The 13,103-nt window shown below is 47.2% G+C and carries 12 protein-coding genes and 1 tRNA gene; 5 read left to right on the top strand and 8 right to left on the bottom strand.

All coding sequences use genetic code 11. The annotated features are described in order from the left end of the window. Nucleotides 1-40: 40 nt before the first annotated feature. A complete protein-coding gene (locus BWI76_RS07150) occupies nucleotides 41-532 on the bottom strand; it encodes a hypothetical protein (protein ID WP_004137850.1) in 492 nt (163 codons plus the stop codon). Further along, complete coding sequence (locus tag BWI76_RS07145; RefSeq protein ID WP_004137851.1) at nucleotides 525-1,298, bottom strand: winged helix-turn-helix domain-containing protein; 774 nt, start codon at nucleotides 1,296-1,298, stop codon at nucleotides 525-527. The genes BWI76_RS07150 and BWI76_RS07145 overlap by 8 nt, the downstream gene beginning before the upstream one ends. 650 nt (nucleotides 1,299-1,948) lie before the next feature. On the opposite strand from BWI76_RS07145, the gene BWI76_RS07140 reads away from it, so the two are divergent. Continuing rightward, nucleotides 1,949-2,269, top strand: a complete 321-nt coding sequence (locus BWI76_RS07140; protein ID WP_071830639.1) for a hypothetical protein — start codon at nucleotides 1,949-1,951, stop codon at nucleotides 2,267-2,269. Nucleotides 2,270-2,632: 363 nt separating this feature from the next. Here BWI76_RS07140 and BWI76_RS07135 read toward each other — a convergent pair whose 3' ends face one another. The 3 genes from BWI76_RS07135 to BWI76_RS07125 are packed head-to-tail and all read right to left on the bottom strand — an operon-like array spanning nucleotide 2,633 to nucleotide 5,450. After that, a complete protein-coding gene (locus BWI76_RS07135) occupies nucleotides 2,633-3,346 on the bottom strand; it encodes an MgtC/SapB family protein (protein ID WP_004137852.1) in 714 nt (237 codons plus the stop codon). Between the two features lie 31 nt (nucleotides 3,347-3,377). Further along, a complete protein-coding gene (locus BWI76_RS07130; RefSeq protein WP_004137853.1) occupies nucleotides 3,378-4,613 on the bottom strand; it encodes an MFS transporter in 1,236 nt (411 codons plus the stop codon). A gap of 12 nt (nucleotides 4,614-4,625) precedes the next feature. Then, the gene (locus tag BWI76_RS07125; protein WP_004137854.1) at nucleotides 4,626-5,450 is read right to left on the bottom strand and encodes an MBL fold metallo-hydrolase; all 825 of its coding nucleotides are present in this window, start codon (nucleotides 5,448-5,450) and stop codon (nucleotides 4,626-4,628) included. Nucleotides 5,451-5,783: 333 nt separating this feature from the next. Here BWI76_RS07125 and BWI76_RS07120 point away from each other — a divergent pair, with 333 nt between their 5' ends. Next, the gene (locus BWI76_RS07120; protein ID WP_064371468.1) at nucleotides 5,784-7,958 is read left to right on the top strand and encodes an extracellular solute-binding protein; all 2,175 of its coding nucleotides are present in this window, start codon (nucleotides 5,784-5,786) and stop codon (nucleotides 7,956-7,958) included. 115 nt (nucleotides 7,959-8,073) lie between these two features. On the opposite strand, the gene BWI76_RS07115 is transcribed toward BWI76_RS07120, so the two are convergent. Further along, nucleotides 8,074-8,370, bottom strand: coding sequence for a hypothetical protein (locus tag BWI76_RS07115; RefSeq protein ID WP_074168709.1), 297 nt, complete (start codon nucleotides 8,368-8,370; stop codon nucleotides 8,074-8,076). A 1,042-nt stretch (nucleotides 8,371-9,412) separates the two neighbouring features. Further along, nucleotides 9,413-9,489: transfer RNA gene (locus BWI76_RS07105), tRNA-Arg, on the bottom strand. 340 nt (nucleotides 9,490-9,829) lie between these two features. Here BWI76_RS07105 and folD point away from each other — a divergent pair. Together folD and ybcJ are read left to right on the top strand one after the other, a co-directional pair. Beyond that, nucleotides 9,830-10,696, top strand: a complete 867-nt coding sequence (gene folD, locus BWI76_RS07100; RefSeq protein WP_004137856.1) for a bifunctional methylenetetrahydrofolate dehydrogenase/methenyltetrahydrofolate cyclohydrolase FolD — start codon at nucleotides 9,830-9,832, stop codon at nucleotides 10,694-10,696. Continuing rightward, nucleotides 10,696-10,908: a ribosome-associated protein YbcJ gene (ybcJ, locus tag BWI76_RS07095; protein ID WP_004099787.1), complete on the top strand. Its 213-nt coding sequence runs from the start codon at nucleotides 10,696-10,698 to the stop codon at nucleotides 10,906-10,908. Before folD ends, ybcJ begins: the two co-directional genes overlap by 1 nt. Nucleotides 10,909-11,045: 137 nt before the next feature. On the opposite strand, the gene cysS is transcribed toward ybcJ, so the two are convergent. Beyond that, complete coding sequence (gene cysS, locus BWI76_RS07090; protein ID WP_004137857.1) at nucleotides 11,046-12,431, bottom strand: cysteine--tRNA ligase; 1,386 nt, start codon at nucleotides 12,429-12,431, stop codon at nucleotides 11,046-11,048. A 175-nt stretch (nucleotides 12,432-12,606) separates the two neighbouring features. Here cysS and ppiB point away from each other — a divergent pair, with 175 nt between their 5' ends. Further along, nucleotides 12,607-13,101 (top strand): peptidylprolyl isomerase B, encoded by a 495-nt coding sequence (ppiB, locus tag BWI76_RS07085; RefSeq protein WP_004130079.1) that lies wholly within the window; start codon nucleotides 12,607-12,609, stop codon nucleotides 13,099-13,101. Nucleotides 13,102-13,103 lie beyond the last annotated feature (2 nt).

The following is a 13,103-nucleotide window of genomic DNA, read 5'->3' as shown; positions in this document are numbered from 1 at the left end:
GAATTAACCCGTAAGTCACATCAGAACAAATATATGGCGTTTATCTATCCATAGTAAATACGCAGGTCATCACCGGTGAATTGAGCGTTCCCCAGACAATGTAGTCCCTGTTCCGGGTAAAAATAAAGATGGGTGATTTTCCGGACAATCCCATGATATCATAAATAGGTATAATGAGATCATCAGGAATACTTCCATATCTATTATCGATTTTATCACCCGGTAATATTTTGTATCGTCCCTCACCATCGGCCATATAATCAAAGGCTATATCCTGCGAAAGATAGTACGATTCATCACCATCGACTATCTTTCCAGACAAAGAAACATAGCCACTATTATTGCTCATATCAAATAAAACATGGCCGTCAAAAGTGTATGAATCGTTCAATGATGAAATAGTAAAGTAAACATTTGCCTCACATGTTTTAATTTTATTTTTCTTATTCAGTAAAATCAGTAGATAAATAATCAGAGCGAAGACCGCGCAGAACAAAAAAACAAAGCACAGGTAGAATTTATTCTTAGTCATGCTGCCTCCACTGATTAGCGTAAAAATTATGACAATAGAGCGTCTTATGGCTTATGCTATTCACAGGGCAAAATGATGTAAAAACGGCGCCAGATTTACCATGAAGGACACTTCTTTGGACATAAACGATTAGTCTGGCCGGACTACTTTGACAGTGTTCAAGCAGCCCAGGATGATGCATCTCCATTAGATTAAGAACTTTTTCCTGCATTCTCTCGGGGATGGGAACAGACGATTTTAATTGACAGTTGCCGATACGAGTCAGATTGTCGGACTCTTTCAAACGAATAGATGGAACAACAACTTCATATTTAGCAAGCAAAATAAAAAAAAGGCTGGGGATTAGTGCTAAAATACCTCCACGTATCAGATAACTAAACCAGTGGTAACGGGTTCGCCGTGGAGGAGATAGCCCGTTGCTGACTTCATTACATAGTTTAATTTTGATATCTGCAGACAGATAAAAGCCAACGCCTGGATTTGTCAAAATAATATTCTCTGTTCCCGTCAGGGATGATAGTTTCTTTCTGAGAATACTAATATATTGGTTTAAAGATGAATTTGAAGCTTCGAGCCCACGAGACTCCCACACCCTCTCTAACAGGCTTTGCCGAGGAACAATCTCACCGTGGGATTCAATCAGTATGGCCAGAATATGATTGGCCGTTTTCGTTAATTGGTGCTTATCCGTTACGCCAATATCAATACGAATAAGCTCACCAGACTCAGCATTATAAATCAGTTTGTTTTCAATTAAGTACTTCATAATTATTCTGCATCCTGTGAATACCTAAGTATGCTGCGGTAAGACAAGCTCTGAACGTGTTGAGCCCTGTAGCATCCCGGGGAAATTGAAGTCTTGTAAACACATCATACCAGGTCTCGAGAGGTATGCTACCCAACAGTCAGGCGTATGCATTCAGATCCCTGATATAATTAGCCTCCTGTCCCCCTGTTGACGATACAGGAATGAGTAAAGAGGTATCGTATTAATAAACCAATAGTATCAATAAACACAATGAGGAATGTTATAAGAACAATCATTTTATGTTAATTATGTGTACAACATCATATTAATCATCGCCGATGAAACAATAAAAAAACATTCAACAAATTCAGAAACAACTCATAATACAAAAACACACATAGCATTAAAAAATAATATTTCACAGTGCTTAAATGGCAATAAAAAACCTTTAAATTTTCGCATAAAAAATCTCTTAGAGTTTAAAGCGAATTATAAAAAACTAAAAATTAATACATTAAAATCTTTGCATTTATAATCACTAAGAAATTAACCTGCGATTGAATTATTTTTTTCTTGCCTATATATTTGAGAACAGCAGTATTCAGTCACTCAAAGAAAATACTTCGTAGATTTACAGCCAAATAAACATTAAGAATCAAGAGAGGATTATGTATAGTTATCGCTGGGCCAAATTCCTTATTGCAGGCGCAAGGTACAATGATAGCCAAGTTCTACTCGTGGAATTATATATCCACCGCGAGTCAGATGGCATCATTAAACCAGGAGTTTGCAGAAACAGACAATGGGTATTAAGCCATTTGGTTAATGGCTCAACTTTATTTACTTTAAATCAAAATAATAATAAGTGGCAAAAAAAGGATCGAATAATACTCAACCAAGTTGCTGGTAGATATTATATCAGGACGCATCCCTCTCCTCATCCCGGAGATGATATAGGCTATCATTTTACTCAAGGCTGTATGATATAAATTAAAAACTAGTTTTAGCAACTACAGGTATAATGACAATGTGGAAAATATGTTCGATTCTGGATATTATTCGCAGTAGCAATGAGAAACCATTGATAATAATTGTTAACGACAGTATGCATCTCCGGCTTATCAGACCATCTCTCTCATGTGAACAAATTAGGAAGATAAGCATCGAACAACTTGAGGAAATCATCATCAGAGAATTGTAAAGTCCTGGGCTGACGCTAAATTATATCATTAATCATTTTAATTCTTCATTTTCACTATCATTACGCTTACCAATACACCCGATATCGGGTGTATTGGTACCGCCAACATAAAAGAGAACAAGCGGCCACATAATCCACATTTTTATACTAATCAATGTTCAAGAGCGAGCGCGTAGACATGCTCAACATGAGACAGATCGTGGTATAAGTCAGGTAAGGTCATTTTCTGGCGAACAACCATTTTTAAATTAACCTCAATCTTTCCCTTTTTAATGTCTCTAATCGTAATATTCTCGATAATATTTTTTTGCTGATGAATACGGCTTATCAGCTTTTCAAGGGCCCCTCGTTCATCAAGAACCACCCGTACTTTCACTTTTCCAGGGAACTGATTTTTAGTTTGCAGGAATATAATGAATGGGCTTAATTTTATCGCCAATAAGAACAAACCCGTGGCGAAAAAAGCATGAAAATAAAAACCGGCGCCGCAGGTAATTCCAATCCCGGCTGATGCCCAGACAATGGCCGCCGTCGTCAGGCCTGAAATAGCATCGTCGTGGCGATGTAGAATCACTCCCGCCCCCAGAAAACCGACGCCGCTGATAATCTGGGCCGCCAGGCGCATCGGATCGCTACGGATGTTCATCGAAATTTCAGCATAGTATTCCGCCGACTGTATTGAAACGATGGTTAACACACAGCTGGCGACAGATAAAATGACACAGGTTTTGAATCCGACAGGTTTCCCTTTCGATTCTCTTTCCAGGCCAATGATGCCTCCCAGAATAAACGCAATGCTGATTTTGACGATGGTCAATAACGGAAACCATCCGTGATCGACGATCGTGGCGGCCAGATTATTCATATCTTTACCTTAATGAAAGATCCGTTATCAATCAGGAATTCGCTTTCTTCAATTCGAGATCCGTTTTGCGTTTTGACAGATCGTCGCGGAAGAAAATCAGGAAGAAGACGCTCACTACCGCGGCCACACCGGCTGAAACTAACCAGAATGTTTCCCATTGCGGTAACGCTTCCGGCCCTTGCTCAGTCACGGTAGTGTTAAAAATCTGCCCGCAAACGGTAGAAGCAAACAGCAGCCCGACGCCGTTGGAGACGATAAATCTCAAGCTTTGCGCCTGCGCTTTGATCTCTGGCGCGGCTTTGCGGTCAACATAAATATCGCCGACGGTAAAGAAAAAGTCCCAGCAGAATCCCTGTAACATCAGGCCGATCAGCACAAACATCATGTTGGCATCCAGCGAGGCATGAGCAAACAACAGCGTGCGGATGATCCAGCAAACGGCCCCCAGCATCAGCGTGATTTTAAAGCCGGCTTTTAGTAAGAAGAACGACAGCAGGAACATAAAAATCACTTCGCAGGCAATCCCGATCTGCATCATTGATGCGGCATTATCGAACCCCAGCGCTTTCAAAAAGACCGGAATATAGGCGGAATATGCAGTTTTGGGGATCATTAAGACAAAAATACTCAGCATCAGCACGCTGAAGCTACGATCTTTGAAGAGTGCCAGAGCATCGAGACATAACAGATCGCGCAGCGCAAAAGCGTTTCCTTTTGCTTTTGGCGGCGTATTCGGCAATGTGAAGCAATATAAGCCCAGGAAGGCGCCGGAAGCTGCCGCAATATACCAGGTAACTGTGTTGCCGGAATATCCCATTTCACCAATGATAAAGCCGATTGCCATAAAGCCGAAGGTGCCAAAAACGCGGATGAATGGGAAATATTTCACCCCATTGATATGGCTGAAACTGATACTGTTAGCCAGCGCCGTTGTCGGATAAAACAGCAGACCGACCAGGAAAATCATGGTCAGCGTCATGCCGGTATTTTGTGCTTCAATAAATTGCGGAACAAACAGCAGAACGCCAGCATTGACTAAGTGCAGGATCGCCATGACCTTTTGTGATGCAAAGAAGCGATCGGCCACCATACCAATAAATAACGGTGAAATAATTGTCGCTAATCCGAGCAAGGCATAGGATGAGCCGATTATGGTCGCCATTCCATAGGTACTTAATACCAGCCCCATGGTCATATTCCAGGCGCCCTGCATAAAGTACTGTATGAACATCATAATTAACAGGCGTGGTGTTTTATTAAGGTCCATATTGCATATCCTTTATTGGTTAATGCTCAGGTTAAGCCCGTCCCAGGCGACAAGAATGTTCTCTTTATCACATGCTGCTACTAGCTCATCGTGCAGGAGACCGCCGCTGTGTGAAATATGCGAGACGACAAGTTGACTTGTTTTCTTCAGGCAGCCCAGTTCCGCCAGTCTGTCTCTGGCAGCGAACACCGTTTCCAGACTCATATGGTTATTGGTACGGTTTTCTCCATTAAAGCCGTAGGTACACTCCAGAACGGCCAGATCGATTTTTTTACCTTCCAGCCACTGCCAGGTGAGCTCAGGAAACCAGCCAGAGTCATGACCGTAAAAAATTGACTGGCCCTCTTTTTCGATAAACCAGGTATAACAAAGCTCCCATTTAGCATGGTTAGCCAGCAGCGGAGTTATCCGATAACCACGGGTTTCTACGGTGACAAAGGGCACCAGGCAATGAAAGGCAAAGCGCTCTGCGCTATAGCCCGGCAAAACCTCTGCCGCACCGTTAATCGCACGATCGTTACCAAAGATATTCAGCGGATGGTTAATCTCAAATCCGTAACCCTCCATTCGGCTGAAAAGATCGCCGACGTTGAAATGATCGGGATGAGTATGGGTAAACAGAAGCGACCTGATTTCAGTTGCGTCCATGCCGTCGCGCAGCAGCTGCTGGCTAAATTCCGGCGCGACGTCAATCAACAGTTGATCATCAATAATCGCGGAAGAGTGTGTACGAATGTCTTTTCCCTTACGTATACGGGCTTGCTGACAGTGCTCGCAGCGGCAAAACGGGTTAGGTATCCCTTCAGACGCTGCCGTTCCCAGAAAATGGATCTTCATGATTTCCTCTTATCACTAACAGATTGCTGTTTTTATCATCATAAATGTAATCAAACGTAATTGGAACGTGTCAATTATGGTTCTGCCGTTTAACCGGAACAACAATCTTTTACCCCAGAAGTGATCCCCTTCAAAAACTTACTTAATTTATCTTAAATTTCAATAAATTATCATTTTTACCATATGGTTAATCATCTCAAGCCGGAAAAGATTAATATTCCTAATGTCTATAAATCACACAAATTTATTTTGTAACGTTCAAATAATACCGGCAACGATAGTTTTCAGATGTATGCCGTGCTAGCATCAACATATGAGGGTAAGGATTAAAATATGCCGACAATCAAAGACATAGCAAAGCTAGCCGGTGTATCACACGGCACTGTCTCGAACGTACTTAATGGCAGAGGAAATGTCAGCGTTGAGAAGATTGAAGCGGTTCAACGAGCGGCTAAGGAAGTGGGCTATCAGTTAAATGCGCAGGCGCAATCGTTAAGAGCCAGTAAAAGCCAAGGGGTGGCGCTACTGCTGCCAGACATTAATGCGGAGCAGTATTACCAGCTTTACCGGGGCTTACATCAGGTCTGTCAGCCATCATTAAGCGAACCGCTGGATCTTTACCTGACCAACGATCTGCCCAACCTGGAACTGGAGATTCTGCAAACGCTGGCGGCAAAATCTTACCAGACCATTGTTACCGTCAGCTGCCTGAGCGATAGCCAACCTTATTATGAAATGCTCAAGCTGCCCGCGGAACAGATCCTTTTTGCATACCGGCAACCTACCGGAGCTGACAACTATTTCAGCCTCGATTACGTCACTGCGGGTGAACACCTTGCGAGAAGAGCGCTCGCGCAGCGGCCGGGCCATATCGGTATCTTCTGCGAACCCCTTGAATATGCTCATAGCGCATGTTTTATTCAGGCGATACAGGAGACCTGCCGGACAGTCAGTCCGCAGGCTAAGCTCACCGTGTTATCCTCCCAGGCGGGCGAGTCTAACACCGTAGCGTTTGATTTTTTCCGCGGGGTTCCCCCCGATATTTTCATCACTCAGGATAGTGATAAAACGCGAGCCGTGACGCAGGCAGCCTGGTTTGGTAGCGTGCAGCCCTGTCCGCCGATACTGCAGTTGAGTGATAATCTTCCGGCAGCCTTCGACGGCGTCACAAACTACCAGATGGACTATGGTCGCCTGGGTACCGCCATCGCTTCCCATATTCGCCAGCCTAAAAAACAGGTAACGCATCGAATTCTGACAAATAGCGGATTTTCATTAGATGGCCAATCCGTCCAGCCGCCTGAGACCGAGGCGACGCTGAATATGTTAATTTTGCCCAGCCCCTCAACCGATGCACTGAAAAAGCTGTTACCTCACTTTTATCGTCAGACCTGTATCAAGGTAAATCTTGCGGTTTATCCTTATGATGAAGTGTTTGAAATTCTTTCCCATCTTCATCTGCATCCTTATTACGATCTCCTGCGCATCGATATGGCCTGTTTTCCCTGGTTTGCAGAAAAAGCCTTATTGCCGCTGGAGTCGATTTCCCCTGCGCTGCCGCAGCTGCTGACTCATTTTTCTGACCAGATTCGACAGCACTTCAGCATAGTGAATGGCACCGCGTGGGCCATCCCCTTTGATGCCAGTATGCAGCTTCTGTTTTACCGACGCGATCTCTTTGAAGATGCGACGTTAAAACGGATGTTCTACGAAACGACGGGCAAAGAGTTGACGCTACCCAAAAACTTTGCGCAATTTGATGAGTTAGCGGCTTTCTTCAGTCGCCTGCATCAGCCGGATAACAGGCTGCGCCCGATGGGCACGGCGGTGACCTTAGGCAGCTCAGGGCTTATCGCCACGGAATATCTACTGCGTTACTACGCGCTCGGCGGACGTCTGGTTTGCGAAGGCGAACCGGTTCAACTGGAGACTTCGCTTGCCGCTACGGCGCTTGAACAATACCTGCAACAGCTCTCCGTCGCCGTGAATCTCTCAGGAGAATGGTGGAGTGACGCCGTTAAGCAGTTTGAGCGCGGCAACCTCGCCATGTTGATCATGTATCTCAATTTGTTCAACGACGTCGCGCATAGCCCTATCGCCCCCACTATCGGCTATGCTTCAGTCCCGGGACAGCTTCCACAGTTGGGAGGGGGATCCATTGGGATGTCCCGCTACAGCAAAAAGAAAAAACAGGTTGAGCAGTTCTTCAGCTGGCTTTATTCCGATGAAATTGCGCGTCATCTGGTTCTGCTCGGAGGAAACTGCGCCTGGTCAGGAATTTGTCACGATCAGAACGTCCTGAACCTCTATCCATGGTTTAATTTATTGAATGAAAAGGGCATGGTCGGGATAAGAGAGTCGCAGGGAACGCAGGGTAAGCCCTTCAACCTGCGCCAGGCAGAAATTATTATCGGCCAGGGTGTGACTAACGCGATTAATGGGATTATGGATGTCTCTCAGGCCGTGGAATACATTAACAGGCGAATAAAAAATGAAACCGGCGCCTGAGGCCGGGAAAACGAGCGAGCCTCTGCCCTTTTCTCAGAGTGTCTGCGTGTTGCCAGACTCTCCGAAACCAGGTCCAAGAGCAAAGTAACGTTGCGTTCCCAGCGGGGATAAATATCTATATTTGTTGGGATTGACGCCAGCGTTTAATCATCTCTTGAGTGACTTCTTTCTTATAACAAACTGGCGCATAACCTCCTGCTTTACTCCAGACGCTGCGCCTGCCACAGGAACTGCCGTTTCTCGCCCGATTAAACGGACAAGCGCAAACGCCAGGATAAGAAGCAATAGAAGCCTCAATAATTTGCTGCTTAACTTGATCATCATTTAATTGCGGTGCTTTAGCGGCAGCAGCGCTGGCTATAAAAGCACACAGTAATACTAACACGGCGGTACCGAGTCGTTTAACGGCCATAAAGATTGCTCTCGTGAGAAAGGACAACTCAAATTACCCGGCAGAAGGAAAAAACATATTGATCTTTCTCAATAGTGCCGAATATCTCTGAAAGTATTTTTTTGTAGTGTCACAAGAAATCGTTATGCCTGCCTGCAGGTTGCTCGCAGATCCTTTACACAAAAATGCCATAAGGCCATAAAGGCTCGAATCTTATTCCGTGCTTATTCATTACTTTTAGCTTAAATATATTCGCTGAACGTCATTTTTCGAATCGCGAATCCGAGCTGAAATTTTACGGAAGCTATCTTTCCATTCAGCAGGTAATTTTTCACCTGAGCTATCTTACAAGCCATACTATAAGGAATACGCCCAAGCTTTTCGGCCAGCCAGAAGAGATGATCGCCTATTTTCTCCGTTGGAATAGGGTCTAATACTTCCCGTAGGATGGACTCATCATTGTCATTCCAGGCTATGCCAGCGTTTGGAAAACGTGGCTCGATAACCTTTTCTTTCTTTTCTTCACTCTTTTTAACCGACGAGGATTTTTGTGGAGAAAGTATAGCAACACGTCTTTTATCGCCCCGATGGCGGCAATAGCCCGGACCAAATCAAGGCGTTCTGTGCGTGTTAAAAAATTTTCATCACAAATTAAATTATTCAGCAAATCGATTATATCACTCAGCTCACCTTCAATTATATGATCCGACCCGACATATTGTGTGATTCAATAATGAATATATTAACGCAAATATTTTAAAGTATATCTGCTTATTTTACCAGGTATCTCTCAATCATCGTAAGGCCTACTGCTGTAGCTAATTGATACAATCCGCCGCCATTAATGAGTATGTATTATCTCTCTTTTGGCTCTGCCGTTTCTTTCTTTGGTAGATTGAGGGCTATGAGTCCCTCATCCTCCCAGGAACGAAATGAGCCCTTTAAAGGCTTATGTGCAGCTCTGATTCGGTTAGACCTACGTCAACTTCGATAGGGATAGTAAAAGAAAAACACTAATTCCAGGAAGTAAAAAGGTAAGGAAAGAGGATTCTTAACGAGAAAATGGTACGCCCTACAGGGTTCGAACCTGTGACCTACGGCTTAGAAGGCCGTTGCTCTATCCAGCTGAGCTAAGGGCGCATTGAGAAGCGAGCTTCATGATGTGCAATCGCCGGAATTATACGGTCCACGCCTGATGAGTCAATGTATTTTGCCGCGAAACTGCGCTTGCCCGTGCAGGCTGGCGGCTTATGCCGCAAAAGCAGTATAAAGTTTATCCAACCTTATGTTTCTGCACGTTAACTTTTCTTTGGCTCCCGGGCTCCTTTTTGCGCTATTCGCGGCGCGGTCAGGCCCATTTTTAGGCCACCGCAGCGTCAAAGCAAGATAAAATCTTAAACGAAGACTGACAGCGGGGCTGGCTTCTGACAAAATATCGCCATCCCCCTTTCGTAAAGATACAGATGGAATCCTCTCTCTGATGGCAGCAAAAATTATTGACGGTAAAACGATTGCGCAGCAGGTACGCTCTGAGGTTGCGGAAAAAGTGAAGGCCCGCGTTGCGGCCGGATTTCGTGCTCCAGGGTTAGCCGTCGTGCTGGTCGGCAGCAACCCGGCATCGCAGATTTATGTCGGCAGCAAGCGCAAAGCGTGTGAAGAGGTAGGCTTCGTCTCCCGCTCGTACGATCTCCCGGAAACCACCAGCGAAGCGGAGCTGCTGGAACTTATCGACACGCTGAATGCCGATGAGGCTATTGATGGCATCCTGGTTCAGCTGCCGCTGCCCGCCGGCATTGATAATGTCAAAGTCCTCGAGCGCATTTCGCCGGACAAAGACGTTGACGGCTTCCACCCGTATAACGTGGGTCGTCTGTGCCAGCGCGCACCGCGCCTGCGTCCGTGCACCCCGCGCGGGATTGTCACGCTGCTTGAGCGTTACAATATCGATACCTACGGCCTGAACGCGGTAGTCATTGGCGCTTCTAACATCGTTGGGCGCCCGATGAGCATGGAGCTGCTGCTGGCTGGCTGCACCACCACCGTCACTCACCGTTTTACCAAAAACCTGCGTCATCACGTCGAAAACGCCGACCTGCTGATCGTGGCTGTCGGTAAACCGGGCTTTATTCCGGGCGAATGGATTAAAGAAGGCGCGATCGTGATCGATGTTGGGATTAACCGCCTGGAAAACGGCAAAGTGGTTGGCGATGTGGTCTATGAAGATGCCGCCGCGCGCGCGTCGTACATCACCCCGGTTCCCGGCGGCGTCGGCCCGATGACCGTAGCCACCCTTATTCAGAACACGCTACAGGCGTGCGAAGAGTATCACGATATTCAGGAGGCCTGATGGCGAATTTTTCTTTAGGCAAACACCCGCACGTTGAGCTTTGCGACCTGCTGAAGCTGGAAGGCTGGAGCGAAAGCGGCGCACAGGCGAAAATCGCCATTGCCGACGGTCTGGTCAAAGTCGACGGCGCGGTCGAAACCCGCAAGCGTTGCAAAATCGTCGCCGGTCAAACGGTCAGCTTTGAAGGGCAGAGCGTTACCGTTACCGAGTAAAAAGTTAAGGCGCCGCAACCGGCGCCTTAAATTTATCCCCATCCGGGAATTAGACCCTATGGTCAGCGCCTGATGCACTGGCCTGAGTATGGGCAAAAAAATGCCGGGGATAGCCCCGGCAAAAAGAGAGAATGAGACTATTTCCGGCGCCAGGTGGTACCCTGCGGGCCATCTTCCAGCACAATGCCCATCTCGTTGAGACGGTCACGCGCGGCATCCGCCGCCGCCCAGTCTTTCGCTTTACGCGCGTCCAGACGCTGCTGGATCAAAGACTCGATTTCCGCCACTTCGCCGTCGTCCGCCTGCGCGCCGCTCTGCAGGAAGGCGTCTGGCTCCTGCTCCAGCAGACCCAGCACCGAAGAGAGCTTACGCATATGCGCCGCCATCGCGTTGGCCGCGGCGGCATCTTCGGTTTTCAGGCGGTTAACCTCACGGGCCATATCGAACAGCACCGAATAAGCTTCCGGGGTGTTGAAATCGTCATCCATCGCTTCGATAAAGCGCGCTTCAAACGCCTCGCCGCCGGACGGCTCTGCGGTTTTATCGGTTCCGCGCAGCGCCGTATACAGACGCTCCAGCGCGGAGCGCGCCTGCTTTAAGTTCTCTTCGCTGTAGTTCAGCTGGCTGCGATAGTGGCCGGACATCAGGAAGTAGCGGATGGTCTCCGCGTCATAGAACTTCAGCACGTCGCGCACGGTGAAGAAGTTGCCCAGCGATTTTGACATTTTCTCGCGGTCAACCATTACCATCCCGGAGTGCATCCAGTAATTCACGTACTTGCCGTCATGGGCGCAGGTGGACTGAGCGATTTCGTTTTCATGGTGCGGGAACATCAGATCCGACCCGCCGCCGTGAATATCAAAATGGTTGCCCAGCTGCTTGCAGTTCATCGCGGAGCACTCAATGTGCCAGCCCGGACGGCCCGCGCCCCACGGCGACGGCCAGCTCGGCTCGCCCTCTTTCGACATTTTCCACAGCACAAAGTCCATCGGGTTATGCTTGACGTCGACAACATCAACGCGCGCGCCGGCCTGCAGCTGGTCGAGATCCTGACGCGACAGCTGACCGTAGTTCGGATCGGTCGGTACGTCGAACATCACATCGCCGTTATCGGCGACATATGCGTGGCCTTTGGCGATCAGCTGCTCGGTAATCTCAATGATTTCCGCAATATGGTGGGTAGCGCGCGGCTCCATATCCGGGCGCTGAATATTTAAGGCGTCGAAATCTTTGTGCATCTCGACGATCATACGATCGACCAGCGCCACAAAGCTCTCGCCGTTCTCATTAGCGCGCTTGATGATTTTATCGTCGATGTCGGTAATGTTACTCACGTATTTCAGTTTGTACCCCAGGAAACGCAGGTAGCGCGAAACCACATCGAAGGCAACAAAGGTACGAGCATGGCCAATGTGACAGAGATCGTAAACCGTAATACCACACACGTACATGCCGACTTCCCCGGCATGGATAGGTTTAAATTCCTCTTTCTGGCGCGTCATTGTATTAAAGATTTTTAACATCGAAGATTCCATGTAAACACGTGTGTGGTTGAAAACCGGGTATTCTACCCGTAATTCAAACCCGAATCAGCACACAATGCAAGGTGATCGCATCCTGCGGTTATGCTATAACAGCCCCCTATATCTCACCCGACTCCGGGTGCAGGCACCACAATCATCGGAACAGGATGCAAAAATGGTTACTTTCCACACCAATCATGGCGATATCGTAATCAAGACGTTTGACGACAAAGCGCCGGAAACAGTTAAAAACTTCCTGGACTACTGTCGTGAAGGTTTTTACGACAACACTATTTTCCACCGCGTTATCAACGGCTTCATGATTCAGGGCGGCGGTTTTGAGCCGGGCATGAATCAGAAAACCACCAAATCCCCCATTCAGAACGAAGCGAACAACGGTCTGAAAAACACCCGCGGTACGCTGGCGATGGCCCGTACTCAGGCACCTCACTCCGCGACCGCGCAGTTCTTCATCAACGTCGCCGATAACGACTTCCTGAACTTCTCCGGCGAAAGCCTGCAGGGTTGGGGCTACTGCGTATTCGCAGAAGTGGTTGAAGGTATGGACGTAGTCGACAAGATCAAAGCGGTATCCACCGGCCGCAGCGGCATGCACCAGGATGTGCCGAAAGAAGATGTTGTGATCAAAAGCGTTACCGTCAGCGAATAATT

Source organism: Klebsiella sp. M5al (assembly GCF_002090195.1).
In the GTDB taxonomy this organism is placed as follows: Bacteria; Pseudomonadota; Gammaproteobacteria; order Enterobacterales; family Enterobacteriaceae; genus Klebsiella; species Klebsiella grimontii.
This window is presented reverse-complemented; position numbering and strand designations above follow the sequence as displayed.

Bases quoted from the DNA above. Each gene is read 5' to 3' on its own strand.
- BWI76_RS07140 (WP_071830639.1), top strand. From the start codon at position 1,949: ATGTATAGTTATCGCTGGGCCAAATTCCTTATTGCAGGCGCAAGGTAC.
- folD (WP_004137856.1), top strand. From the start codon at position 9,830: ATGGCAGCAAAAATTATTGACGGTAAAACGATTGCGCAGCAGGTACGC.
- BWI76_RS07115 (WP_074168709.1), bottom strand. From the start codon at position 8,370: ATGGCCGTTAAACGACTCGGTACCGCCGTGTTAGTATTACTGTGTGCT.
- cysS (WP_004137857.1), bottom strand. From the start codon at position 12,431: ATGTTAAAAATCTTTAATACAATGACGCGCCAGAAAGAGGAATTTAAA.
- ppiB (WP_004130079.1), top strand. From the start codon at position 12,607: ATGGTTACTTTCCACACCAATCATGGCGATATCGTAATCAAGACGTTT.
- BWI76_RS07145 (WP_004137851.1), bottom strand. From the start codon at position 1,298: ATGAAGTACTTAATTGAAAACAAACTGATTTATAATGCTGAGTCTGGT.
- BWI76_RS07130 (WP_004137853.1), bottom strand. From the start codon at position 4,613: ATGGACCTTAATAAAACACCACGCCTGTTAATTATGATGTTCATACAG.
- BWI76_RS07120 (WP_064371468.1), top strand. From the start codon at position 5,784: ATGCCGACAATCAAAGACATAGCAAAGCTAGCCGGTGTATCACACGGC.
- BWI76_RS07135 (WP_004137852.1), bottom strand. From the start codon at position 3,346: ATGAATAATCTGGCCGCCACGATCGTCGATCACGGATGGTTTCCGTTA.
- BWI76_RS07125 (WP_004137854.1), bottom strand. From the start codon at position 5,450: ATGAAGATCCATTTTCTGGGAACGGCAGCGTCTGAAGGGATACCTAAC.
- ybcJ (WP_004099787.1), top strand. From the start codon at position 10,696: ATGGCGAATTTTTCTTTAGGCAAACACCCGCACGTTGAGCTTTGCGAC.
- BWI76_RS07150 (WP_004137850.1), bottom strand. From the start codon at position 532: ATGACTAAGAATAAATTCTACCTGTGCTTTGTTTTTTTGTTCTGCGCG.